Genomic DNA, 25,703 nt, shown 5'->3' on the forward strand with positions numbered 1-25,703 from the left:
TGCTGCCCTGCTGGCCTTGTCGGCCTGCGGCGAGAAGAAGGCTGATGCCCCGGCTGTTGATACCGCTGCCGTTGCCGCCCCGGCTCCTGCCGCGCCGGCCGCCGTTGACTCGATGGCTGTCGACACCACCAAGGCGCACTAACGCCTCGGGTGGTTGCAGTCCGAAAGAGCCCCGGTGCTAACGCTTCGGGGCTCTTTAACTTTCTGCCGGTAACGATTCGATCGTCACGCCGTTGATCGTGGTCCCGGGTTCGATTTCGCGCCGGACTTTGGCCAGCCCGAGGGACGACCCATCCTCGAGCTGGAGGACAGAGCCGATTCGGACCACGACCTTCCCGGCCTCGAGAAGCTCGCCGGATGGGGGCGGATTCGTGCCCGGTGACCAACGAACCCGCCGGAGCAACCAATTGGGGTGGCCGCGAAAGTGGAGACGGGCCACCGTCTCCTGACCCACGTAGCATCCCTTGCTATGCGAGACGCCGCCGATCCCCCCATAGTCCACCTCCGCCGGCATGGTTCGGGCGTCGATTTCGGCGCCGAGGGCCGGAAACCCGCCGAGCACCCGGGCCGCGACGAGGTCGTCCTCGGTTCCGAGCTCGGCGTCGCCGGCCGCGAGCTCCGCCGCCGCGGCCAGACACCCACCGGCCGAGCCCAATATCAGGATGCTGAACGGAGCTCGGTCGCTCCCTGGGGCGGCGACTTGGACGGTCTCGTCGCCGATCGGCCAGGTCGAGACCCGGCCCGGTTCGACCGGGTGGCCGAGTCGGTTGCTGATCAGATCCCGGGCCTGGGGGCCCACCACCCAAAGGCACTGGTCCACCGCGGTCCGGTTGGTGACCTTGGCCACCCGGGGCGGGAATTGGCGCCGCAGGAGGTCGGCCAACTGCGATTCGACCGATCCGTCGGCCACGAGGATCAAGTCCGTGACACCGGCAGGACGAAGGACCCAGCAGTCGGCGATGATCATGCCTTTGGGGGTCAAGAGGGCCCCGTACACCAAACTGCTCGGACCCGGCTTGACGATGTCGTTCGTGGTTATGCCTTGGACGCATTGCACCGCGCCGGGTCCGGTCACGGCGAATTGGGCCGGCCGACCTGCGACGACGATCGCGCTGCTTTGCAGCTGGCTCAGCCGGGTATTGGAAATTGCGATGGTCAGCACAACTCAACGATAGGCTAGTGGGGGGACGGGTCGTAGTAGCCGGCCACCCGGTAGGACCAATCGAGCAACTCAACCGGATGGGCCACCTTCGTCCGGAGCCCGGCGGCGGCGAGCCCGGCTCCGATCTGCATCAGGCAACCTGGGTTGCCGGTGACGATCAAGTCGGGCACCGGCGATGCAGCGCCGATCGCGGCGACCTTGTCGTCCAAGACGGCTCTCGAGAGTTCGGGGTGGAGGACCCCGTAAATCCCCGCGCTTCCGCAACACCGATCTGATCCCGGCAGCTCCCGGGCCACCAGGGAGGGGATAGCGGCCAAGACGTCGAGGACTTCGCGATGGACTCGTTGGGCGTGTTGGAGATGGCAGGGCGCATCGTACCCAACCGTGAGGGCGAGCGGCCCTCCTGGCCTCGGTCCGGCGGCGGCCAGGAGCTCGCTGACGTCCCGCGTCCGGCTCCCGACATCGGCCGCGTCCACGGTGCCGAGGAGGTGGCCGAGATCCTTGAGGAGCGCACCGCAGCCGGCGCTGTTGACGACGACGAAATCGGCGCGGCCCAGGAACGCTTTGACGTTGCCCATCGCCAGGGCTCGGGCACCATCCTGATCGCCGGCATGGTCGTGCAGGGCGCCGCAGCATCCCTGGCCCTCCACTTCGACGACTCGGTATCCATTCACCTCGAGCGTCCGGCGGGTTGCCTCATGGACGTGACCGAACAGTCCATCCATGACGCAGCCGCGAAAGAGGGCCACGGTGCCACGGCTCTCCGGCAGCCGTTCCGGATGGCCTCCGCCCTCCCGGCGACTGGGCCGGGTGGCGGCTACCATGCCCGCTAAGAATCCCAGCCGCCCGGATCCGGCAACGAGCCGAGCCAATCCGGTGGCCCGTGCCACTCGAGCGAGGGCCGTGGCGAACCGCCATCGCCACGGTTGACTGAACATGCCGAGGACCGCCCGGGCCTGACCCGAGAGGCCGCGTTCGGCGGAGATCCGGGCCCGGGCGGCCTCGAGGCCCCGGCCATACCCGACACCCGATGGGCACACCGGTTCACAACCGCGGCAGCCGAGGCAGGCATCGAGATGCTGGACCAGGCCGGGATCGTCGGCCGCCAGCTCGCCCCGTTCCAACGCCCGCATCAGCAAGATCCGGCCCCGGGGGCTGTCGCTCTCGTCGCCGGTGGCCAAATAGGTTGGACACGCGGGAAGGCAGAACCCGCAGTGGACGCACGGGTCGAGCGCTTCGAACCCGGCGCGAGCGGTTGAGACCCCGGGGTCAGGCATGGTCGGGGACATCGAGCGGGGCCATCAGAATGCCGGTGGGATCGAACACGGCGCGGACTCGGTCACTTAATGGCCGGACCCCCTCACGGAAGGCGCCGAAATGCCCGGTCTTGGCGCGGAAGCTCCACGGGGCCCGTTCCACGGTGACGGGAATTTCCCGGGCGGCGAGTTGGTGCCGGAGGGTGATCAGCGTGCCCGCCGCCGGGTGCCCCGTCCACCGGAGGCCGCCCCGCCCGGCCGACGCGCTCAGCCGACCGGGGCCGAGGCGTTCGACCACGAGATCGGCCACTTCGGGAATCGACTGGGGGAGGACGCCAAGCCGGATCGTCACCGGCCCGTCGAGCGCCGCTTCAGCGATGGCTGATTGGAACGCCGCCGCCGCGGGGCCGGACAGGACCTCAAATGCCAGGTCGGCCCCGATCCTCCGGGCCCGCTCAGCCTCCGCGAGGACGCCCTCCTCGGTACCCGCGATGTCGACCAAGAGCCACCAGCCTAACGAGCCGGTGGCGGCCGGCGACACCAGTTCGACGGTGACGGCATCAACGCCGGCGTCGACCAACGCCCGGGCCGCGTTGGCGAGGGGATCGAGGTCGCCGATGGCAAGCAGAGTTCGGTGAGCGGCCGGGAGCGCCCGGAGCCGAAGGTTGGTTTCAGCGATGATGCCGAACGCCCCAAACCCGCCGATCTGGACCTTGCTCAGGTCGAAGCCGGCCACGTTCTTGACCACGATGCCGCCGGCCCGAACAATCCGGCCGTCGCCGGTGACGACGGTGGTGCCAAGGACCTGATCGCGGAGCGGCCCGAACCGATGCCGCACCGCGCCGGCCGTGCCGGTGGCGAGGATCGAGCCGAGGGTTCGCTCCGGTGACCCGGGGGGATCGATGGCCACCCAAGTTCGGTGGGCCGCCAGGCGCTCGGCCACCGCGCGCCGAGTGGCGCCGCCCTGCACGGAGGCCACTAGGTCGGACGGGGCAACCGAGAGAATCCGGTTGAGTCGCTCCGTGCTCAGGGTCAAGTCGGCCGGCGCGTCGGCCGGCATCCAGGTGCGGGCGCCCTCGATTCGGACCTTCCACCCCTGCTCGTTAGCCAGCCCCAAGGCCGCGGCCAGCCCGTCGATCGAGTCGGGACTGATCCGGGGGCGCCCGTCCGGTCCCTCGGATCCGGTGAGGCCAAGCGTCGCCTTGATCCGGCCGAGAATACCGGGCGTCATCCGAGGGGTCCCGGTCGCCATTCGCGGCAGTAATGGATCGGAACGACTTTGCCGGGATTGGCCGACTCCGTGGGGTCGAAGGCTCGCCGTACGGCGCACATCGTGGCGAGGGTGGTCGGGTCGAAGATCAGCGGCATGTAGTCGATCTTGTCGGACCCGACCCCGTGTTCGCCGGTGATCGAGCCCCCGGCGGCGATACAGGCCTTCATGATGGCCGCGCTCGCGGCTTCGACGCGCTCGCGAAGTTCAGGGTCGCGATGATCATAGCAGATATTGGGATGGAGGTTGCCGTCGCCGGCGTGGAAGACGTTGGCGATGGTCAGGCCGTACTGGCGGCCCAACGCCGTGATGGTGTCGAGGAGGTCGGGCAGGGCCGTCCGGGGGACGACGGCGTCCTGCACCACCAAGTCCCGCGCGATCCGGCCCATGGCTCCGAACGCCTTCTTCCGGCCCTGCCACAACTTGGCTCGGGCGTCCGGGGTTTCGGCCGACCGCACGGTCCGGGCGCCGAATCGATGGAGCAGGGCTTCGACGACGACGGAATCGGCCCGCACCCCGGACTCGGTGCCGTCGAGCTCCACCAACAGAACCGCCGCCGCGTCGGTCGGATAGCCCGCGGCGTAGATCGATGCTTCCACCGCCTTGATGCAGGCTTGATCGAGCAGCTCGAGCGCGGCCGGCACCACGCCGGATTCGATGATGGTGCCGACCGCCTCGGTGGCGGCCCGCACCGATGTGAAGTCGGCGAGCAGCGTCCGGATCGCGGCCGGAATCGCCTCGAGCCGGACGGTAATTTCGAGAGCAATGCCGAACATGCCTTCCGACCCGACGAAGAGGCCCACGAGGTCCGGTCCCCAGGGTTCACCTTGGCGGCTACCCAACGTGGCGACGGTGCCGTCGGCCAGGACGACCTCGAGGGCCACCACATGGCTGGTTGTCGCGCCGTATTTGAGGCAGTGGGGCCCGCCGGCGTTCTCGGCCACGTTGCCGCCGATGGTGCAGGCGGTTTGGCTCGAGGGGTCGGGAGCGTAGAGGAGTCCGTATGGTGCGGCCGCGTCCGACAGCTTGGCGTTCACGACGCCCGGCTCGATCACCGCCCGGCGATCGACCGGATCGATGGATAGGATCCGGTTGAGCCGGGTCAGCGGGATCAGCACGGCGTTGGGGTTGGCCAAGGCGCCGCCGGACAACCCGGTGCCGGCGCCGCGAGCCACCCAGGGGACCTGTCGCGTCGCCAACAGGCGCACGACGGCAATGACCTCGTCCTTCGAGCCGGGGAGCACGACGAGCATCGGGACCGAGGCATGGGTCGGGAGGCCATCGCCTTCATAGGTTCGCCGCTCGGCGTCCCGGACTTTGACCCACCGGGTGCCGACGATGGCGGCGAGTCCCGCTGCGAGCTCCGGGGCCGTCGTGCCCATCAGTGGTGGGTTCCGTGGCCGTTGGTGCGGGCCCGGGCATGGATGGCGGCCCGGGCCTCGAGGTCCTCGACCAACCCGGGCATCGCGTCGAGCAGGCGGGTGACTCGCTCCCGGTCCGACCTGATGGCCAGAAACGCCCGCTTGGCCTCGAAATCCCACTCGAGGAGGGCGGCCACTTGGAAGCTCAACGGTCCGGGGTCGTTCGAGAGTTCGGATTCTTCCGAACCGGCGGCCATCTCTGTCCGGGCCTTCGCGTATCGTTCGCCGAGTTGTCGCAACGTGAGGTAGTCCGCGGGGCTCGGGACGGTGGCGTCGAAACGGTCGGGGAGTTCGGTCGTCTCGCCGAGCGGGTAGGGAGTGTCGGTGGCCAAAATACCGAGGAGGACCACTCGCTCTTCTCCCGACACGACGAGGTTCGATCGCCCGTCGGGCAAAGGCTGAATGGCCCGAATCCGGGCCACGGTGCCGACCGTGCCGGTCTCGGGCATTCCGCCGCCGGGCCCCGGCGGCAGGATCACGAAGCGGTGGTCGTCTTCGGCGGCGTCCGCCGCGAGGTGGCGGTATCGTGGTTCGAAGACGTGCAGGGTGGTCAGCGCCCCAGGGAAGAGCACGAGGGTCAACGGAAAGAGCGGCAGGCCGGCCATGACGGTAATCTAGTGAGGCCACGAGAGGCGGGACGGAGCCCAAATCCTCTCGTGACCCGCCGTCGAGGGCGGCTAGGCGAGCGGGACGGCGTGTTGCAGGTACTTCACTTCCTCTGAGTTCCGGAGTTTCTCGAAGGCCCGCTCGCGGATCTGCCGCACCCGTTCGCGGGTGACGCCGAGGAGCGCCCCGATTCCTTCGAGCGTGAGGGCTTCCGAGCCCTCGTCAAGTCCGTAGTAGAGCGAGAGGATCCGGCGCTCGCGAGCTGTCAGGTACTGCTCGAACAGCTTGCCGAGGAACTGCTTCTGCAGGCCGGCATCGACGAACTCCTCGATCTCGCCGCTGGCTTGCCCGGAGACCCGTTCGCCGAAGGTAGCGGAGCCGGAGTCGCCCTTCTCGATGGGGGCGTCGAGGGAGATTTCGACGGTCGACACCAACCGAGAGGAGCGGATCGTATCGACCGATTGGTCGAGCACCCGGGCCGTTTCCGCATCAGTCGGCGACCGGCCGAGCTCCTGGCTGAGGAGGCTCTCGACCTTGGCCATCCGGAGCAGGGCGGCGTTCTGGTTGAGCGGAATCCGCACCGTCCGGGTCTGCTCAGCGAGGGCCTTGAGCACGCACTGACGGACCCACCACACCGCATAGCTGATGAATTTGACGCCGTGGGCCGGGTCGAACTTCTTGACGGCCTTGAGCAGCCCTTCGTTGCCGATGGCGACGAGTTCGCCGAGGTCGAGTCCGTGTCCCTGGAACCGCTTTACATAGGAAATGACGAACCGGAGATTGGCGGTGACCAGCCGATCCATCGCCTCGGGGTCGCCTTTTTGGGCCCGTTTGGCGATTCGAATTTCTTCTTTCGGATCGGTGATCATCGGCAACTTACGGATGTCCAAGAGGTACTGATCGAATGAACTGCCGGGAGCCGCCCGACCCGCTAGACGCGGGCGGCGTTCACGCTGGATACGCATTCTACCTCGACCTCGAGTGACGTTCTTCGTTTGTGTTCGTTGGGTGCTCGCGTCAGCGAGCGGAGGGTGTTGGTCATGACAACCAACGGCAACAATCTAGGAAACTGTTAGACTGGGAGTCAATAGCGTTAGGCCGTCAACATCGCGACTTCGTTAGGCGACAACGACTTGCAGCGTTTGTCTACGTCAAGTGGAAAACCGAGACAGCGCCAATGTGGACATGGCCGGTAACCGGAGCCCGGTCAACGAGTTACGGTGTTGGCGGTGTGGATGGCGTGTGGATATTGGCCGGCGCCATGGCGTCGCGATGACTGCCTAACGCTCGCCTAACGATGTCGTCGGAGACTTCAGTGGTCCACTCGGATTCCTGGGCCAGGACCCCCGGCGCCCGGGGAAGCGCCAGACGGAACGAGCCATGCCGGGCCTTCTTGTCCCGACGCATGGCGTCGAGCAACTGGTCGTCCTGCCCGGGGTCGGGGAGGCCGAGGGGCACCCCGGCCCGGGCCAGCCGGTCGGCCAGGTCGGGGGCCAGGGATTCCGGCGCCAGGCCGCACCAGGCGGCGATCCTCGCCTCGATGATCAAGCCCAATCCGACCGCGTCGCCGTGGGGCAGGCGATAGCCGGCGAGCCACTCGAGGGCATGCCCGACGGTGTGGCCGGCGTTCAGAATGGCCCGCCGGCCGTGCTCATGCTCGTCGGTGGCGACGATGGCGGCCTTGATCTCGACGCTCCGGCGGACCAGCTGTCCGATGACGGCGGGATCGCGGGCCAGCAGATCCGCGAGGTGGCGATCGATCCAGCCCCAATACTCGGCGTCCGCGACCAGCCCGTGCTTGATCGCCTCCACGACGCCGCCCCGGAGGTGGGTCGAGCGGAGGGTGCGGACCGCGACCGGATCGATCAAGACGCCGGCGGGCGGATGGAAGGCGCCGACCAGGTTCTTGCCGTGGTGGGTATTGAGGCCGGTCTTCCCTCCAACCGACGCGTCGACCATGGCGAGCAGTGAGGTCGGGACTTGGAGGTAGGGAATCCCGCGGTGGAAGGTGGCGGCCACGAACCCGGTCAGGTCACCCACCACCCCGCCACCCACGGCGACGAGGCCGGCATCGCGGCCGAAGCCCAAGTCCAGGAGTTGGTCGGTCAGGTCGCTCCACCGGCGCCGACTTTTCGACCCTTCGCCGGGCGGGACGACCAGGACCGGGGCCTTGAGGTCGTGGGCGATCACCCGCGCCACGTTGCGGTCCGTGATGATCGCAAGGTGTCGCCCCGGGAGGCGTTCGGCCGCGAAGGCCGCGAGGCGTCCCAAGCCGCCGGGTTCGATGACCACCGGGTAGCTCCCGGTGGCGTGGCGGATCGTCACCACGTGACGTCGCCACGCCCTTCCCGGTGGTTGGCCAGCCGGGCCAAGGTAAACAACAGGTCGCTGAGCCGGTTCAGATACATCACGAACAGCTCCGGCACCGCGACGGTGTCACTCAGCGCGACGAGGTGCCGCTCCGCCCGGCGGCAAACCGTCCGGGCCACATGGAGCGCGGCGGCCTTGGGGGTGCCGGCGGGGAGCACGAACGCGCGGAGCGGCGGCAGTTCCTGGTCGGCCTGGTCCATGATCGTTTCGAACTCGGTGACCCGGTCCGGTGACAACTGCGCCTTCTCCAACGCGGCCCGGACCTTTTCCGGGTCGGGGGTGGCGAGATGGCCCCCGATCGAAAAGAGGTCGCGTTGCACCGTGGCGAACAGCTCGTCAAAGAACGCCTCGGGTTGATGGGCTCGGACCACGCCGATGAATGAGTTGAGTTCATCGATATCGCCATAGGCCGCGACGCGGGGGTGGTGCTTCGGCACCCGGCCGCCGCCAAACAAGCCGGTCGTGCCTTCGTCGCCGGTACGGGTGTAGATCTTCATGGCCGCTTCGTGGTCGGGTTGCCCATAGTATAGACGACTCGTCGTCGGGAGGTGCAGCGACCGAGATCGCCAATGGCAACGACGACACTGTCGATCCCCCGGGTCATCGTTCGGCCGCCCAGGGTGTGGTGGTTGGCCTGGACGCTGAACGTCCGACAGGGATCCTGGCTGGGTCGCTCCCGTTCGAGGTACCCGGACAGCGAATTGACTGGTCCGATGCTCCCGGTTTTGGCGCGGACCCGGCCCTCGAGTGGGCCCTGGCGAAACCGATTGCGGAGCGTGCCGGTCATCCCGCTTTGGGGCAATCCGGCGGCGAAGGCCTCGAACTCCGGGTGGCGGCGCATGAAGGCAAGCAGCCGGGCAAAGACCAGCGGCGAGATCGCGTTCTTGGCGGAAAGTCCGGATCCGTCGTGGATCATGATCTGGGTCGAACCGAGACCCACCTCGTCGATCAAGAACCGGCGCTCGACGGCGATGCCCTCTTGCCAGGATCCGCCCAGTCCGAACTGGCGGCCCAGTTGCTTGTTCAACATCTCGGCGATCCAATTCTGACTGACATTGAGGATCGGGAAGACCCAATCGGCCACCGGCCGAGAGACGATCTCGGCGAGGTCGGGCGAACCGCGGAGTGATGTCGGCTGGCCGTCGGTGGTCGGTTCGAGGGTGACCGTCACCACATTCTCATTGAAGCCGAGTCCCGAGACCGGTGCGCCGTAGTCCCAGACGATGTCGTCGTTTTCCCAGGTTGGGTGCACCAGGATTGGCTCGAAGGCGCTTCCATCCCCGACGATGGCCCCGGCAATCCGATTGATGCCCCGGGACCTGAGCGCGGCCGCCACGGGCCGGAGCCTGGCGGTCACGACGAGCTTGGTGTTGCTGGCCGGCATGAACAGGCGGTCGGCGTTCCGCCCGAAGACCAGGCGGCCCGCCGGATCGAGCATCGCGATGCCCCAGTGGTGGCGGTCGAGGGGGGCCTGGTCGAGGGCCATCGTTAGGCGGGCTTTGGCGTTTTGCCCCCCCGCTGAGTCGGCCCACCACCCCGCCGCGGCCAGGAACGACCAAACGGCTCGGCGTAGTGTCATGGAGCTGGTCACCTCATAGGATGGGCCGATCACGGGTCCTTGACGAGCGGCAAAAATAGCTGCCGGGACCGACCTTGCCGAGTGGTGGTGGCGTAACGTCAACAGGCTACTACATTTAGACCGTGGAATCAACTCGACGAATAGGAGTGGCTACGGTCGGCTCGGCTCGGCATGTGTTGCGGAATTGGGCAGTGAGGCTCGGGGGACTTCGAGTCGGTTTGATCCTGCCCGCAATCTTGATCGCCGGCGGGATCGGCTCGGCGGCTGCCCAGGAATCCGGGCGGCTGATCCGCCGGCTCACGTTTGAGGGGAATCAATCGATCGCGACGCTCGCGCTCGAGGCCGCGATTTCCACCACGAAGTCGAGTTGGTTCGTGCGGTCGGGGGTGGTTCGCTGGCTTGGTCTGGGCGAAAAGCGGTATTTGAACGAGCGGGAGTTCCGGACCGATGCGGCCAGGATTCGGCTCTTCTACCAATTGAGCGGGTTTCTGGATGCCCGGGTCGACACCGTCGTCGTGCGGATCCCCGGCGAGGCCCATATCACGTTTCGGATTACCGAGGGGGAACCGGTTCGGGTCCGGAGCTTCGTGGTGGCCGGCCTGGATTCGCTTGAAGACCGCGGCCGGTTGGTCGAGGATTTGCCGCTCCGAGTCGGGGCCCCCTACAACCGGTACTTGGTCGTGGCGACGGCCGACACGATTCAGAACCGACTCTGGAATCGTGGGTATCCCACGGCGTCGGTGCTGGTCGGAAAGCGGGCCGTTGACCGGGCCGCGCGGACGGCCGATCTGGAGCTGTTTGCGGATCTGGGTCTGCCGGCGACGATTGGGTCGATTCGAATCCAAGGGACGGTCGCCGTCGACTCGTCGTTCGTGCGGTCGCTGCTGGCGACCCGGACCGGGCGCCCGTTTCGCTATCTCGATCTCTATCGAAGCCAGCTCAACCTGTATCAGTCGGGACTGTTCCGATATGCGACCGTCGGGAATGACACCACGCTCTTCACCCTCGGCGACCCGACCGTGCCACTGACGGTCCAGGTCCAGGAAGGCCTCCTCCACCGGGCCCGTTCCGGGCTGGGCGTCGGAAGCAACGACTGTGTCCGGGCCAATGCTGGGTGGACGGCGCGGAACGTCGGGGGCCGGGGCCGTCAGATCGACATCGCCGGCGAGGTGTCGAAGATCGGGGTGTCGGCCACGCCGTTTCGTTCGACGATTTGTCGCGGGCTCGAGGACGACACCCTCGGATCGCGGAAAATGAACTACGGACTGTCGGTCTCGTTGCGCCGGCCGGTCTTCCTCTCGCCCTCGAATGCCCTGACGGGCACCTTGTTCGCCGAGCGGCGGTCGGAAACCCTGGTGTATCGCCGGGAGGAGATCGGTACCAGCGTGACGTTTTCGCGGGACGCGGGTTTCGGATTTCCGGTCTCGCTGACCTACCGCCTCGGGTACGGAACGACGCAGGCCGGGGCGGTCAGCTTTTGCGCGTTTTTTCTGGCGTGCCGGTCGGACGACGTGAAGCAGCTCCGGGACCGGCGGTTCGCGGCCATGCTGACCGGCACGGCCAGCCGCCAACGGGTCAACAACGTGCTCGACCCGACCCGCGGGTCCGTGGTCAGCTTCGAAGCGACCTTCAGCTCGCCGCTGATCGGGTCAACCCGCTTCTCGGAGTTTACCAGATTGGTGGCCGAAGCGTCCTGGTACCGGCCGTTAGGCAGCTCCGTGGTGCTGGCCGCCAGGGTCAAGGGCGGGCTGATCTTCTCGCCGCAGCTCCGCTTGGCGGCGGGCGCGGCCAACTTCGTACCGCCGGAGCAGCGATTCTATGCCGGTGGCGCCAACGATGTCCGCGGGTATGACCGCAACGAGCTCGGACCGGTGGTGTACGTCACCCCCGTCGGCAACGTCGGGCCGGGCGGCGCCGTCACGACCGCGGACTCCGTCCAGGTCGCGCCCATCGGCGGCAACACGCTGGTGCTCGGGAACCTCGAGCTTCGGTTGCCCTCGCCGTTCTTGAACGGCCGGCTCCGCTGGGTTGCCTTCGTCGACGGGGGAGGGGTCTGGGAGCGGGGCAGCACCTTGGGGGCCGGCGTGCGGGTCACCCCGGGCGCGGGGGTTCGCTTCACCACCCCGCTCGGGCCGATGCGACTCGACGTGGCCTACAACGGATCGGCCCTCCCCGAGGGCGCGTTGTATTCGGTCCAGGATGAGGTTCTCACCCTGGTGCGAAGTGACTATCGCAAGGCCGCGGGCCGAAAGCTCAACTTCCAGGTGTCGGTTGGGCAGGCGTTCTAGATGAGACGCGTCGTGGCGCGTTCGGTCTACGTGGTGCTCTTGGCGCTGGTGGCGTCCGCGCTTGGCACGGTGACGGCCATGATGCGGACCCCACCGGGCCGGGACCTGTTGGCCCGGCTTCTGTCGGAGGAGTCCAACCGTCTGGTGCGAGGGTCGATCACGATTGGGCGGATCCGCGGCGACTTTGTCTCGACCCTCACGCTCGATTCGGTGGTAATTCGCGACACCACCGGCGCGCTGCTCGCCGACGTCGGCCAACTCGACCTCCGGTTTCGGCTCGCCAACCTGCTGAGCAAGCGGTTCTTGTTCGACGCGGTCCGGGCCGTGGCGCCACGGCTCGAGGTTACCAAGCATCGCGGCGGCCGGATGAACTACCAAGAAATTCTGAAGCTCGACGAGGGTCCGCCGGGCACCGGCCCCGGCACCCTGCTTCAGCTCGACCGGTTGGAGATCGTGGACGGACAGCTGACGATCCGGACCCCGTGGAATCCAGATGGCCGATTGACGACTGACACCCAGCGCGACTCGGCGTTGGCGGCGGAGCGGGCCCGTCCGGGACGGACCATCGAGGCGGGCGCGTTGCCGACCGACAGCTTGATGCTGGTCCGAGTGGTCAGTCGGCTTCACGGCCGGTTTCCATCGATGCGGATTTCCTCTCCGGACCGCCGCCCGTTTTCCACCACTATCGACTCGTTGGCGGCGGCGGTCAGCGATCCGGGCCTCACGATTCGTGACCTGAAGGGGGAGGTCACCCAGGGGGGAGACAGCCTGCTGTTCCGGTTGAACCGGGCGGCGTTGCCCGCCACGGTGGTCAGCGGGTCCGGCCGGCTCGATTGGCCGGCCGACACGGTGCTTTACCAATTTGCGCTCTCGGCAACCGCCGTTGACTTGGCCGATCTCCGCTGGGTTTCGCCGGAATTTCCGGCGCTTGCCGGGGTCGGGCAAGTCACGGCCAATTCGCTGGCCGGGAGCCGGACCGAGTACGATATCACCGGGCTCGACCTCCGGGGCGGCGGTAGTCGGGTCCGCGGTGATATGGTGGCCATCCTGGACAGCTATCGGGGGCTCGGGTTCCGGGGGCTCTCGCTCTTGTTGCAGAATTTCGATTTGGAAACCGTTCGGCCGTACCTCGACACCCTGCCGTTCGCCGGGCGGATCGCGGGTCCACTTAGGGCCGCCGGATTCTTCGACCGGATGTCGGTCGAGGCGGACTGGCAGTTCGCGGACGGCCGGGTCGAGGGGGGCGCGTCGAACCGGGTGGCGTTCGCGGGCGATCTGAGCTTCGGCGGGGCGGAGGGGATTTTTTTCCACAAGATGGCGCTCCGGCGGTCGGACTTTGATCTCCGGACGGTGCGGATGGTGACGCCCGCGGTTCGGCTGGACGGGCGATTGGTGCTCGACGGGTCGCTGGCGGGGCCGTGGCGGAATGTGGTATTCGACGGCCGGGTCGAGCACCAGGACGGCGATCGTCCGATGAGCGCCCTGACTGGTCGCACTCGGCTCGACACCCGCGGCGCCCTGCTCGGTGTCGACGCCGTCCTCACGGTCGACACGCTGGCCTTCGACGGGATTCGCCGAAGCTTTCCAACCACCCCGATGCGAGGCTCGGTTCGGGGCTCGGTGCGCTTGGCGGGATTCATGGATTCGGTGAGGATCGAGGCTGATGTGGCCGGCGCGATCGGGCACTACCGGGTGACCGGGGAGGCGGGCCTCCTCCCCCCCCGATGGGAAGCCCGGGGCCTCCGGATCGATTTCACGAATGCCGACGTGGCGATGGTGGGCGGCCGGGGACCGTCGACCCGGCTGACCGGCCGGCTTGATCTCTCGGGGCGGATCGACAGTCTGGTGGCGCCGGAGGCTGGCCTTGCACTCCGGCTTCAGGCGGGGCGGATCGCGGATCTTGCCATCGATTCGGGTTCGATGCGGCTCTCGATCCACGACAGCCTGCTGACCGTCGACACCGCGGCCGTGCATTGGTTGGGCGGCGGGTTTTTCAGCCGGGGCACCCTGGGCTGGTTCGAGCCCCATCGGGGGATCCTGTCGGTGGAGGCCGTGGCGTTGAGCCTGGCGCCGTTTGATTCGCTGCTGGCCTCCCTCGCCAGCCTCGCCCGGGGCCAGATCAGCGAGGAGGATCTGCTGAGCGGCCGGGGGCGATTCGGCGCCACGGTGACCGGATCGCTGGACCGTTTCGTGGTGAAGGGATCGGCACGGGTCGACTCGGTCGGGTGGTTCGACTCCCGGCTCCGGCTCGGGAGCGGCACCCTCACGGCAGAGGGCGGCCGGCTCGATTCGCTGCGCTTCAGGACCGCGTTCACGATCGACACGGTGGTCCGGGGCCGGTTGGTGTTCGACGACCTCGGCGTTTTGGCGGACGGGTCGCCGACGGACTTTCGCTGGACGGTCGGTGGCGGTGGCCGGGGCGGGAGCCGCCTGACGGCTTCGGGGGGATGGTCCGATCCGGTGAAGGGGCCCCGGGTCTTCAAGGTCGACTCCTTGGCCGTTGCGGTCGGGGGACGACGATGGGTGCTCGAACGCCCGACGGCGGTGGTGCTCGATTCGGTGGCCATTACCGATAGCGTCGTGCTCGCGACCGATGATGGGTCGGGATTGATCGAGTTGTCGGGGAGCCTGCCGGGCCGAGGCCAGGGCCGGGCCGAGATTCGGGCGCTGGGTGTGGCGTTAGGCGATCTGTATGCGCTGGCCCAGCGCGACACGACCGGCCTCCGGGGGCTGGTCGCGATCGATGCGAGGATTTCGGGCACCCAGAAGGCTCCGACATTCCGGGGGTCGGCGACGGTGACCGGACCGGTCGTCGGCGACGTGGTGGCCCCGTTGGTGCGGACCGTGTTCAACTACGAAGACCGGGTGCTGCAAGCCAACCTTACGTTCTGGCGGACCGGCCGGCCGGTTCTCGACGTCGACGCGGTGCTGCCCCTCGACTTGGCCCTCGCCGCGGTGTCCCGACGTCAGTTGGCAGGGCCGATCGCGATCCGCGGTCGGGCCGACAGCGTCGACCTTGGGGTGATCGAGGCCTTTACCCCGAATCTCCGGAAGGTGCTCGGAACGCTGGCGGTCGACGCGACCGTGGGCGGGACCTGGGATGCCCCCCGGCTCGGGGGGTATCTCCGGGTCCGTGATGGTGCCGCTTATGTGCCAGGACTCCGGGTCACCTACGGCCCGATCAATGGCCGGATCCGGATGTCGGGTGACTCGCTGATTGCCGACTCGATCGTAGTCCGGAGCGGCTTCGGATCGGCCACCATCGGCGGGGGTATGCGGCTCGAACGGTTGACCCATCCGGTGCTCGGTCTCACGCTGTCCGCCGCTGACTTCGACCTGATCGATGTGCCCGATTACCTGACCCTCCGAGCCACCGGCGATGTGGCCCTCGCCGGCCCGATCGAACGGCCGGTCATGACCGGGAGCGCCCGGGCGACGTCGACGGTGCTCTATTTTTCCGATCTCATCACCAAGGACATCGTCAACCTGGAAGATCCGGCCAATGCCGATCTGGTCGACACCACCGCCCTCCGGGCCCAGAATATCCGGGCTCAGTTTCAAAGCCGGTTTCTCGATTCCCTGGCGATCCGGGACCTTCGGTTCCGGATCGGTCAGGACGTCTGGCTTCGGTCGAACGAGGCCAACATCCAACTTGAAGGCCAGGTCACGGTTAACAAAGAGCGGCGCCAAAGCCGTCGGAGCGAGTATCGGATCAGCGGCCAGTTAACGACCCCAAGGGGGGCGTACACGCTCAAGCTCGGGCCGGTGTTCCGCACCTTCACCGTGGACCGGGGGACGGTCCAGTACTTCAACACCTCGGATTTGAACGCCCAACTCGATGTGTCAGCGCAGTACGTCGTGCGGACCGGGGCGGGAGGCGGGCAAGACGAATATCCGGTTATTGCCAGGATTACCGGCACGTTGCTGGTGCCCAGGCTCAATCTGGCGAGCGAACCCGGCCGGGCGCCGATGTCGGAGCGAGACCTCCTGTCGCTGCTGGTGACCGGAAGCAACTCGAGTGGCTTTCTGGCCCGGAGCGGGGAAGTGTTCAACCCCCAGTTGCTCGCCTCATTGGCCTCGTCCGCCTTTCTCTCGGAGATCGAGCGGGCGTTGATTTCGTCGCCGAATGCCGCCTTTGACCTGATCGAAATCCGTCCGGGCGTGGCCCAGGGTAACACGCTGTTCTCAAACGGCGGGAGCGTGACCCAGCTTTCGTTAGGTCGGCAGTTGGGGCGTCGGTTGTTTGCCACGCTCAACTTGGGCGGCTGCCTCCAGCGGTTCGAGTTCGCCCGTCAGTATTTTGGGGCGACCATCGAGTATCGCCTCCACCCCTCACTCAAGTTCCAGATCGCGGCAGAGCCGGTGCAATCATGCTTGGCTCAATCGGCGACGCCGCTGACCCGGTCCAACCGGTACCAGTTCGGTGCGGACCTCAAATGGGATCGGGATTACTGACATGGCGCGCGCCGTGCTGATCTCCAACCCGGTTGCCTCCCGGACCACGATGGAGCTTGCCGATACGGTGCGGCGGACCTTCCGGGCCGGGGGCTGGGGTGTCGACTGGCTCGTGACCCGCGGCCCCGTCGATGCGCGGCGGTTCGCCGAGGCGGCGGTCGAGTCGGGGGCGGACGCGGTGGCGGTGCTCGGTGGCGACGGGACCACCATGCAGGCGGCCGCCGGTTTGGTGGGGACCGGGGTCCCGTTAGGCTTGGTGCCTGGGGGGACCGGCAATGTGCTCGCCGGCAATCTTCGGATTCCGGCCGGCCCGATCCAGGCCACCGAACTGATTCTCCGGGGCCGACGCCGGCTGATCGATCTCGGTCGGATCGACCGGCCCGACGGGATCCACTACTTCGGTGTGGCGTGCGGGGCGGGTGCCGATGCCCGGATCATGGGCGGTACCCCGCCGGACATCAAACGGACGCTCGGCATCGGGGGCTACTTCAATACCGTCATGGAGCAACTTCCCGCGATTCGGTCGGTTCCGTTTCGGATCACGATCGACGGTGAAACAACCGAAAGCCGGGCGGCGGTGGTGCTGGTGCTCAATTGCGGCGAGATCATCCCCCCGTTCATCCGGGTCAGCCGGACGGCGGCGCCGGATGACGGTTGGTTCGACGTGCTCGCCTTCGAGATGGATTCGCCGTGGCAGGGGGTCCGCGGGTTGCTCCGCGTGCTCGCCAACGTGGCGCTCGACACCGGGGAGACTGGGTTTCTCAGCTACGGCCGGGGCCGCGAAGTGACGATCGATGCCGATGCGGCCGAGCCGGTACAGTTCGATGGCGACGTCGCCGGCGTGACGCCGGTTACCGCCATCATGCAGGCCAATGCGATTTACGTGATGACGCCCGAATCATGACCAGGTTACGCATTCCTACCCAGGTGAGACGATGACCGACTCGATTTTGCTGGTGCACGACGACCCCTCCGTCCTTCGCGCGATCGGGGCCCGGTTCGAAGAAACCGGCCACGAGGTCATTCGTGAGTTGTCGATCGAAGCCGGCGTCGCAACCCTGGCCCGGCTGACTCCCGATGCCGTGTTGCTCTCGATGAGTCTCGGGGCCGTTCCCGGCGCCATTGGATCGCTCGGGGCCGACGAGGCTCCCGTCGTCCTCTTTGGCGACGGCCCCGATCCCGCGGTGGCCGCCCAGCTGATCGAGGCCGGTGCGTGCCAGGTGGTCGACACCAGAGCCAACCCCGGCGTGCTGCTCAAGGTGGCGTCCGCCGTGGCGCGGACCACCCGAAATCGGCGGGTGACCCGAACGATGATGGAACGATCAGCCCCCGCCCACGGGCTCGATTCGCTGGGGACCTCGGCGGGGATGAAGCAGCTGGCCCATCAGATTTCCCTCCTGGCCCAAAGCGACCGGACCACGCTGATGCTCACCGGCGAGTCGGGCGTCGGGAAAGCGTGGGCCGCGCGGCTGATCCACGACCTGGGCTCCCGAGCCGGCAAGCCGTTTCTTGAAGTCCGGTGCAGCGGGGCGAATCCCGCGTACCTCGAGTCCCTGTTGTTCGGCCATGAGCGGGGCGCTTTCGTGGAGGCCACCGGACGCCGCCGCGGGTTGCTGGAGATTGCCGATGGGGGCACCCTTCTGCTCCGCGAGATTGGCGACCTCCCGGCGGAAATCCAGCCGAAACTCCTCCGGGTCCTCGAAACCAGAACCTTCCGGCGCCTGGGCGGCAACGACGACATCAGCGTCGATACCCGACTGATCGTGACGACCCGCCGGAATCTGTCCGCGGATGTCGAGGCCCACCGATTTCGGGAAGATCTCTTCTACCGCTTGAGTGTGATGCCGTTGGCGCTGCCGCCCGTCCGGGACCGGAGTCAGGAAGACCGGCTCGGCCTGGTGACGCTGATGCATGAGGATCTCAAGACCCTGATGCCCGATGGGCCCCAGGCGCTCGTGGTCGACGCCCACGAACGGTGTCTGGCTTACTCCTGGCCCGGCAACCTCCGCGAAATGCAGAACGTGCTCGAGCGGGCCATGCTGGTGGCCAAGGGGCAGGTGACCATCAACGTCGAGCACCTGCCGGGAGAGTTCCGGGCCCGAACCGGACTCGGCGACCGCCGTCACACGCCGATGACGCTGGAGGCCCTCGAGCACCAGCATATTGACCGGACCCTTCGGTATCACGGAGCCAACCGGACCCGCGCTGCGAAGGAGTTGGGAATTTCCCGGGCCACCTTGATCAACAAGATCAAGCTCTACCAAATCGTCGACTGAGGAGGCCGCATGCCGGGAGAGAAGAAGACCCCGACCGATTCGATGACCTGCCGGGCCTGCGGCCGGGACGAGCGGGCGTCGGAGGGATATCCCTGCGACGGCTGCGGCACGTTCATCTGCCTCATCTGCATGTTCCGCGGTGTCGTCCGGTGCACCGAGTGCCAGCAGGCCGAAGGCCAGGCCCCCGCGGAGCCCGCGTGACCCGCCGATTGGTGCTGTTCGATATCGACGGAACGTTGCTGTTGTCGGGCGGAGCCGGCCGCCGGGCGATCCTGGCCGCGGTTGCGGACGACGCCGGGATTGGGCCGGAACAAGTGGACCAAGTCCGGTTTGACGGCAAGACCGACCCCCAGATCGTCACCGAGCTGTTCGAGGCGGCCGGCCATCCGGAGCGGCCGGATCCCGCCCGGATCGGGCGGGTCCTCGACCGGTATCTCAGCTACCTCGAGCAGGACTTGGCCCAATTCGCGGGCCGGTCCACCGTCATGCCGGGGGTCGGACCCCTGCTCCAGTCGTTAGTTGATGACGATCGCATCGTCCTCGGGCTGCTGACCGGTAATGTGACCCGGGGCGCGATGCTCAAGCTCCAGGCGGTCAAGATCCAAACCGAGCAGTTCCAAGTCGGAGCCTACGGTTCTGACCACCATATCCGGGCCGAGCTCCCGGCCATTGCGGTCGACCGGGCCAGGGCGATCTTCGGGCGGCGTCCCAAGGGCGAGGAGATCGTCATCATCGGTGATACCCCGGCCGACGTGACGTGCGGCCGGGGCGTGGGTGCCCGATCGATCGGGGTGGCGACCGGGAGCTTTTCGACCGATCATCTCGCGGGGGCCGGGGCCGACCACGTCTTGGTCGACCTCTCCGATACCGCGGCCGTCCACGCGACCATTCTCGGGACCCGCTGAATGCTGGAGCGGGAACTGAAAGCCGTGGTCGCCGACCCGGAAGTGATCAAGGCCAGGCTCACCGCCGCCGGTGCGTTGGTCCAGTTCCGAGGACAGATGGCCGATCGCCGGTTCGACCGGGCCGATGAATTAGCCGCGCGAGATGAGGTGCTTCGAGTTCGCGAGTATCGAGGCACGGACGGGTCGATCGACATTCAAGTGGCCTGGAAGGGACCGACCACCGTCGAGGCCGGCTATAAAATCCGCGACGAGCACGAGTTCGGGGTCGTCGGCGCGGAGGGCCTGGCCAGGGTTATGGCGGCGCTCGGATATCGGCCGGTCCATGCGATCGACCGGTACGTCGAGTGCTACGGTGTGGCCGAGGCCGTCGTCCGGCTGGAGTGGTACCCCCGGATGGATGTGCTGATGGAGGTCGAAGGCCCCGCCGGGGCCATCGAGCAGGCCGTCGCGCTGTTGGGTGTGGCCCGGGAGGCGTATCACACCGATGCGTTGGCGGCGTTCGTCGGCCGCTATGAGATCCGGACCGGTCAGCGTGCGGCGGTGTCGCTCGCGGAACTCGGCCCCGACCGGCCGAGTTGGGAAGCGCTCCGGTGATCGCCGAGATACCCGAGATTGGCCCTTATCTTGGCCGGCTCGCGGATGCGGTCCGGCGATTCTCCGATCCCGGCGTCGGGCTTGACGCGGTTCGACTTCAGTTGGTGACCGATCTCTTCGAGCGAACCCAATCGGCCCGGGAGTTCTTGCTGACGGGCGATGAGGGGGGCGGGCGTGCCGCGCTCGACCGGGGTGCCTGGCTCGAACTGTGGCGGCGGGCGGCCCACCAAGCCGCTTCGAACACGAGTGCTCTCATTGCCGGGCGGATCTCGGCGGCGGGAAAACGATCTGGCTATCCCGCCCGCCGCCTAACGTCGTTGCTTCCGACGGAGGAAACCCGGCGGATCCTGGTGGCGAAGGTCGAAGCGGCGGGGATTCCGCTCGAGAGCCGGTTGGCTCGCGGGTTTCCCGCCGGCTCTGGCTGGTGGGATGCAGTTCGCCGGGCCGTCGTGGCGTTGGAGGATTCCTGGGAGGATCTCGAAATGGTGATCCAGGCCGAGCTGGCCGCCGCGGAACCGGTGGTGGAGCGAGTCGGGCAGTGGAAGCCGTCGCCGGCCCCGTGGTTCATTGCCCTTGCGGTTGGGCTGGTCGTCTCGGGGTGGTTCGGTCTGGTGCTTGGGGGGTACCTGCCCAGACCGGAGTGGCTTGACCCCGTGAACGATTGGTTCTGGAGCCTGCCATGGCCGTGATTGGGCTGGGTGTTGACGTCGTGGACATTGCCCGCGCGGAGGCGATGCTGGTCGCTCACCGGAAGCGGGTGATTGAGCGCTTGCTGACCGCCGATGAGATTGCATACGTCACCAGCATGCCTCATCCGCCCCGCCATCTGGCGGTGCGGCTGGCCGCCAAGGAGGCGGTGTATAAGGCCTTGCAGTCGCTGCCGAATTCGCGGGCGATCGGGTGGCGGGAGATCGAGGTGGTGCGGGGTGAATACGGTCGCCCAACCATTCGATTGCATGGCCTGGCGGCCCGGGTCGCGGGTGAACGGGTGGGTGCCAAGATCCATGTCTCACTGACCCACTCCGATCTTTCCGCCGTGGCGACGGCGATTCTCGAAGACTGACTCCTTCCAATTCCGAGCCCGGCGCTCTAGTTTAGGGCCGATGCAGCGGAACTACTTGAAACTCATTCTCATCCTAGCGGCCGCGGCCGGGACATTGATTCCCGATCCGGCCGCTTCGCAGGCTCCCCGACCGGATTCGGCCCAAGTTCTTCGAAGGGTGGCCACCACCGCCCGCCTCGCCGCCGAAGAGTATGGACTCGGTGTCCGCGGCGGCGTGGTTGTTCTGGCGCCCGAAGTTGATGAAGCCAAGTTGTTTCTCGCGGAAGCCCGCAAAGCCGCCGGATTACTCCCGGCAGGCCATTCGGTCCCGACCGTCGAGGCTCTGGCCAGGATCATTGCGCAAGTTGAGCAGACGGGATCGCCGGACTCGGTCCAGCGTGACGTGGAAGCGCTCGTGCAGGGGCTCGCTCGGGCGATGCAGGTGACGATTGACGAAGTGCCGGCCGCGGCGCCTTCGCTGGCCCGCGGCGAGTCGATCTACCGGCGGCAGTGCGCCGCTTGTCACGGTCTGACCGGCGGCGCCGACGGCCCATCGGCTCTTGGTCTGAGCCCGCCGCCAAGCCGGCTGGCCGATTCAGTGTTTTTCCACGAGGCCAGCCCGCTCGATTTCTACCGGCGGATCACGATCGGGGTGGCCGGAACGGCCATGGCCAGCTTCGAATCCTCGTTGTCGGTGGCGGACCGCTGGGCGGTGGCCCTGTACGCCAGCACCCTCCGATTGCCGCCGGCTCGGGGGTCGGTGCCGGCCGGTCTGGCCGGCTTTTCGAAAACCGCCGTCCTTGGCGATGCCGCCCTGCTCGACTCCCTCGGCAGCACCTCGCTGGCTCGCGTCGCGGCCATTCGAGCGGTCGCGGACGGATCCGCCGTGCGGGACGTCGGGTCGGTGTTCGCGACCGTCCGGGCCCGGATCGACTCAGTGTTCGAGTTGGCGACGTCCGGCCAGCCCGACGCGGCCCAAAGCGCCGCCATTGGGGCCTACATGGCCTTCGAGGCACTTGAGCGCGAGCTCCGAATCAAAGATCCTGCATTGGTGGCCCGGGCCGAGCGGGCGTTTGCCGCGCTCCGCGAGCCGGCGGATCGGGCCACCCAGGCGGCGGTGCGCGAGGAACTGATTCGGGTTCTCGACCGGTCGGAACGGACCCTCGGGACGTCGTTGACCCCGATCTCGCTCTTCATCCAGTCTTTCCTCATTCTGATCCGCGAGGGTCTCGAAGCCATCCTGGTCATTGGCGCCTTGATTGCCTTCTTGGGGAAGGTCGGCGCTAGTGACCGACGCCGGCATATCCACCTTGGTGTGGTGGCGGCCCTGGTGCTCAGCGTCGTCACGGCGGTGGTGATCGAGACCATCTTCCGGATCAAGCCGGCCCAGCAAGAGGCGCTCGAAGGCCTGACGATGGTCATCGCGACGGTCATGCTGTTCTCCGTGAGCTATTGGTTGCTGTCGAAAATGGAGGTGGCCAAGTGGAATCAGTTCGTGAGGAGCAAGCTGTCGGCGGCGCTGACGAAGCGCTCGATGTTTGCCCTGGCCTCGGTGGCCTTCTTGGCGGTGTACCGGGAGGGTTTCGAAACGGTGCTGTTCTATAAAGCCCTGGCGGTCTCCGGCGGGACCAGTGAGACGGCGGCTCCGATCGTGCTCGGCTTCCTGGTGGCGGCGGCGGTCCTCGGTGCGGTGTACGTCGCGATCAATCGGTTCGGGGTTCGGCTACCACTCCGGCCGTTCTTCGGCGTCACCAGCGGACTGTTGTACGTCATGGCTTTCATCTTTGCCGGCACCGCGGTGGCAGAGTTGCAAGAGGGCGGCTTCCTCAGCTTGACGCCAATCGACTGGATGTTCCGGGCCCCGACCTTCGGGATCTATCCGACCATCGAGTCGTTGGTAGCCCAAGGAGTCCTGGTAGTGTTGGCCGGGACGGCGTTGGTGTGGACGTTCATCATCGCGCCCCGCCGGGAGATTCCGGCGGGGCTGCCCGCTACGACGGCGCCTTCGTCAGATAGGCGCCCGGGGCGGGGTTCGCGGCGCGGGCGAGCCGGTTCACGACCACAAGCCCAGTAATCACGACCAAGAGGCTAGTGGCTTGGGCAATAGTGAACACCCCCAAGACCCGGTCGTCTTTGGCGCGCAGGACCTCCACCAAGAATCGTTCGGTCCCCGCAAACATCAGATAGGCCCCGAACAGCCACCCGAATGGCCGGGTGCCGAGCCGCCAGCGCCATAGCACCATGAACACGCCCAGCATGATCGCGACCTCGTACAACTGGGTCGGATGGACGGCCAGCACGGTGGATGGATCGGTACCGGTGGGCACGGGGATCCCGAACAAATTCGCCAGGTTCCCGGCGGTTGACGGGGGAAGTCCCTGGGGAAACTTGACCGCCCACGGGAGGTCGGTCGGCCGGCCGTAGTCATCGCCCACGACGAAGCAGCCGATCCGCCCGATGGCGTAGGCTCCCGCGAGCGCCGGGGCCGAGAGCTCCGCAGTGATCCGGATCGGGACCCCGCGCCGCCAGCCGTTCAATACCACGGCGGCCAGGCCTCCAAGGAAGCCCCCGTACCACACCAGGCCGCCGCGCGATAACAGGGCACCCATGTCCTGGGTCAGCGCCACGTACCAGAGCTTGGCCCCGAGGACGCCGCCGATGACCGCCGCCACGATCATGTCGGCGCCGTATTCCTCGTTCCACCGGCGCCGCCGAAGCTCCAGGGCAATCAGCCAGCCGCCGACCACGAACCCCAGCATCATCGCGATGCCGAAGCCGGTGATCTCGAAGCTGCCGATCCGAAAGACGAGTGGGTACACCGTAGTCATGAGGAGGTCTTTGCCAGGTGGAGGTCGGCCGGCCGGACCAGGCCCGGCATCGGTTGCCAATCGAAGGGTTCGAGGTCGGGCCCGCTCCGCTCGCCGCGGGCCAAGTGCCACGCCCCGGCGGCCGCGATCATCGCGGCGTTATCGGTGTTGAGTCGGGGCGAGGCGACCACGACCTCGGCGCGGGCGCCGAGCCGGTCCCGAAGCCGAGCGGCCAGGGTCCGGTTGCAGGCGACTCCGCCGACGAGCGTGGCTCGGCGCCTGCCGAGCGCTTCGGTGGCCCGGGCGGTTTTTTCGACCAGGACGTCGATCGCGGCGTCCTGGAATCCCCGCGCCAGGTCGGCTCGGTCATGGTCGAGGTCGGGGCTGGCGCGAACGGCGCGGAGGACGGCCGTCTTGAGTCCGCTGAACGAAAATGCCAATCCGTCCTTGAACAGGGGGCGGGGAAATCGGAACCGGGCCGGGTTGCCGGTGGCGGCCAGTTGTTCGAGGGCGGCGCCGGCGGGGTAGTCCAATCCGAGCAGGGTGCCGACCTTGTCAAACGCTTCGCCGGCGGCGTCGTCGAGCGTCTCGCCCAGCAAATGGTATTCGCCCCAGGCCGGCACATCGATCAGCATGGTATGTCCGCCGCTGACCAGCAGCGCGACAAACGGAGCCTCGAGGGTGGGATCTTCGAGCCAAGGCGCGAAGAGATGCCCTTCGTGGTGGTGGACGCCGATGAGTGGTTTGCCGAGCGACAATGCCAGGCCCTTAGCGTACATCACCCCCACCAGGAGCGCGCCGATCAAGCCGGGGCCGGCGGTCACCGCGATCGCCGTGATGTCCTCCGGGCTCACCCCCGCTTCAGCGAACGCCCGGGCCACCACGGGGTCGATGGTCCGGACGTGGGCCCGGCTGGCGAGTTCCGGGACGACGCCGCCGAACACCCGGTGCACATCCTGGGACAAGATGACCAGGCTGCGGAGCATTGGCCGCCCGCCGTCGATGGCAAGCAGGGCGGCCGAGGTCTCGTCGCAACTGGTCTCGATCCCGAGGATGAGGTCAGCCACCCGGGGCGGGTACCACGGCGGGGGCGGCTGGAGCGAGCGCGATCCCCAGCAATTGGGCAATGGTCTGGCGGCTCGCGTCAGAACTCCACGGATGCTCGCCGATGATCTTCTTGACGATGATGCCGTCTTGGTCGATCAGGAAGCTCTCGGGGAACATGATTGTCTGGAAGGCCTTCTGGACCGAGCCGTCGCCGTCGTGAAGAATGTCGAAGGTCAGCCCGAATTCCTCGGCAAAGGCCAGGACATCTTTGGTGTCGCCTTCGTCGACGCTGACCGCGGCGATCTTGAACCCTTTGGGCCCGAGCTCCTTATAGAGCTGTTCCATGGCCGGCATCTCTTTGCGGCAGGGGACGCACCACGTGGCCCAGAGGTTGACCAGGACGACTTTGCCCCGGTAGACGCCTTGCATCGAAACCGTATCGCCGGTTTTCAGGTTGACCGCCGAAAATCGAGGGGCACTTTGGCCGACCTCGACCGGACGGGGCCGGTTGCCGAATTTCACCAGGGCATAGGCGCCCGCGACGAGGCCCAGCACGATCGCGATGACGAAGGTCCATTGTTTGCGCATGGATCAAGAATACTAGGGAGAGGTGTCGTCCGGTCAG

At 67.3% G+C, this 25,703-nt stretch carries 21 protein-coding genes; 9 read left to right on the forward strand and 12 right to left on the reverse strand.

The genetic code is table 11. The features are described from left to right. Positions 1-196 precede the first annotated feature (196 nt). From EXR94_08720 to EXR94_08760, 9 genes are all read right to left on the reverse strand, one after another. A complete protein-coding gene (locus EXR94_08720) occupies positions 197-1,162 on the reverse strand; it encodes a hypothetical protein (protein MSR02805.1) in 966 nt (321 codons plus the stop codon). Positions 1,163-1,176: 14 nt separating this feature from the next. After that, positions 1,177-2,451 carry a (Fe-S)-binding protein gene (locus EXR94_08725; GenBank protein MSR02806.1) on the reverse strand — a complete coding sequence of 425 codons (1,275 nt, stop codon included), beginning with the start codon at positions 2,449-2,451 and terminating at the stop codon, positions 1,177-1,179. After that, positions 2,432-3,670, reverse strand: coding sequence for an FAD-binding oxidoreductase (locus tag EXR94_08730; protein ID MSR02807.1), 1,239 nt, complete (start codon positions 3,668-3,670; stop codon positions 2,432-2,434). The genes EXR94_08725 and EXR94_08730 overlap by 20 nt, the downstream gene beginning before the upstream one ends. After that, complete coding sequence (locus tag EXR94_08735) at positions 3,646-5,070, reverse strand: FAD-binding protein (GenBank protein MSR02808.1); 1,425 nt, start codon at positions 5,068-5,070, stop codon at positions 3,646-3,648. Before EXR94_08735 ends, EXR94_08730 begins: the two co-directional genes overlap by 25 nt. Beyond that, on the reverse strand, positions 5,070-5,714 hold the full coding sequence (locus EXR94_08740; protein MSR02809.1) for a hypothetical protein: 645 nt from the start codon (positions 5,712-5,714) through the stop codon (positions 5,070-5,072). The genes EXR94_08735 and EXR94_08740 overlap by 1 nt, the downstream gene beginning before the upstream one ends. Before the next feature lie 72 nt (positions 5,715-5,786). Then, on the reverse strand, positions 5,787-6,680 hold the full coding sequence (locus EXR94_08745) for an RNA polymerase sigma factor RpoD/SigA (GenBank protein MSR02810.1): 894 nt from the start codon (positions 6,678-6,680) through the stop codon (positions 5,787-5,789). A gap of 250 nt (positions 6,681-6,930) precedes the next feature. Continuing rightward, complete coding sequence (aroB, locus tag EXR94_08750) at positions 6,931-8,043, reverse strand: 3-dehydroquinate synthase (protein ID MSR02811.1); 1,113 nt, start codon at positions 8,041-8,043, stop codon at positions 6,931-6,933. Further along, the gene (locus EXR94_08755) at positions 8,037-8,582 is read right to left on the reverse strand and encodes a cob(I)yrinic acid a,c-diamide adenosyltransferase (GenBank protein MSR02812.1); all 546 of its coding nucleotides are present in this window, start codon (positions 8,580-8,582) and stop codon (positions 8,037-8,039) included. Before EXR94_08755 ends, aroB begins: the two co-directional genes overlap by 7 nt. Continuing rightward, positions 8,579-9,664 (reverse strand): hypothetical protein, encoded by a 1,086-nt coding sequence (locus tag EXR94_08760; GenBank protein MSR02813.1) that lies wholly within the window; start codon positions 9,662-9,664, stop codon positions 8,579-8,581. Before EXR94_08760 ends, EXR94_08755 begins: the two co-directional genes overlap by 4 nt. A gap of 122 nt (positions 9,665-9,786) precedes the next feature. Here EXR94_08760 and EXR94_08765 point away from each other — a divergent pair, with 122 nt between their 5' ends. The 9 genes from EXR94_08765 to EXR94_08805 are packed head-to-tail and all read left to right on the forward strand — an operon-like array spanning position 9,787 to position 23,298. After that, positions 9,787-11,952 carry a hypothetical protein gene (locus EXR94_08765; protein ID MSR02814.1) on the forward strand — a complete coding sequence of 722 codons (2,166 nt, stop codon included), beginning with the start codon at positions 9,787-9,789 and terminating at the stop codon, positions 11,950-11,952. Further along, positions 11,953-16,407, forward strand: coding sequence for a translocation/assembly module TamB (locus EXR94_08770; GenBank protein ID MSR02815.1), 4,455 nt, complete (start codon positions 11,953-11,955; stop codon positions 16,405-16,407). A 1-nt stretch (position 16,408) separates the two neighbouring features. Then, the gene (locus EXR94_08775; protein MSR02816.1) at positions 16,409-17,311 is read left to right on the forward strand and encodes a hypothetical protein; all 903 of its coding nucleotides are present in this window, start codon (positions 16,409-16,411) and stop codon (positions 17,309-17,311) included. Positions 17,312-17,342: 31 nt separating this feature from the next. Continuing rightward, positions 17,343-18,683 (forward strand): sigma-54-dependent Fis family transcriptional regulator, encoded by a 1,341-nt coding sequence (locus tag EXR94_08780; GenBank protein MSR02817.1) that lies wholly within the window; start codon positions 17,343-17,345, stop codon positions 18,681-18,683. Further along, positions 18,680-19,588 (forward strand): HAD family hydrolase, encoded by a 909-nt coding sequence (locus tag EXR94_08785; protein MSR02818.1) that lies wholly within the window; start codon positions 18,680-18,682, stop codon positions 19,586-19,588. The genes EXR94_08780 and EXR94_08785 overlap by 4 nt, the downstream gene beginning before the upstream one ends. Next, positions 19,589-20,182, forward strand: coding sequence for a hypothetical protein (locus tag EXR94_08790; GenBank protein ID MSR02819.1), 594 nt, complete (start codon positions 19,589-19,591; stop codon positions 20,180-20,182). Further along, complete coding sequence (locus tag EXR94_08795) at positions 20,179-20,871, forward strand: hypothetical protein (protein ID MSR02820.1); 693 nt, start codon at positions 20,179-20,181, stop codon at positions 20,869-20,871. The genes EXR94_08790 and EXR94_08795 overlap by 4 nt, the downstream gene beginning before the upstream one ends. Continuing rightward, positions 20,862-21,245, forward strand: coding sequence for a holo-[acyl-carrier-protein] synthase (gene acpS / locus EXR94_08800; protein ID MSR02821.1), 384 nt, complete (start codon positions 20,862-20,864; stop codon positions 21,243-21,245). Before EXR94_08795 ends, acpS begins: the two co-directional genes overlap by 10 nt. 40 nt (positions 21,246-21,285) lie before the next feature. Continuing rightward, the gene (locus EXR94_08805; GenBank protein ID MSR02822.1) at positions 21,286-23,298 is read left to right on the forward strand and encodes a c-type cytochrome; all 2,013 of its coding nucleotides are present in this window, start codon (positions 21,286-21,288) and stop codon (positions 23,296-23,298) included. Here EXR94_08805 and EXR94_08810 read toward each other — a convergent pair. Genes EXR94_08810 through EXR94_08820 form a run of 3 tightly spaced genes read right to left on the reverse strand, consistent with a single transcriptional unit; the run spans position 23,216 to position 25,666 of the window. Then, positions 23,216-24,052 (reverse strand): prolipoprotein diacylglyceryl transferase, encoded by an 837-nt coding sequence (locus EXR94_08810; GenBank protein MSR02823.1) that lies wholly within the window; start codon positions 24,050-24,052, stop codon positions 23,216-23,218. The two genes, EXR94_08805 and EXR94_08810, sit on opposite strands and share 83 nt — an antisense overlap. Next, complete coding sequence (gene tsaD, locus EXR94_08815) at positions 24,049-25,086, reverse strand: tRNA (adenosine(37)-N6)-threonylcarbamoyltransferase complex transferase subunit TsaD (protein ID MSR02824.1); 1,038 nt, start codon at positions 25,084-25,086, stop codon at positions 24,049-24,051. Before tsaD ends, EXR94_08810 begins: the two co-directional genes overlap by 4 nt. Before the next feature lie 4 nt (positions 25,087-25,090). Continuing rightward, entirely contained in the window at positions 25,091-25,666 is a 576-nt protein-coding gene (locus EXR94_08820) for a TlpA family protein disulfide reductase (GenBank protein ID MSR02825.1), read from the reverse strand. Positions 25,667-25,703 lie beyond the last annotated feature (37 nt).

It is taken from the genome of Gemmatimonadota bacterium, from assembly GCA_009692115.1.
Lineage (GTDB): Bacteria > Gemmatimonadota > Gemmatimonadetes > Gemmatimonadales > GWC2-71-9 > SHZU01.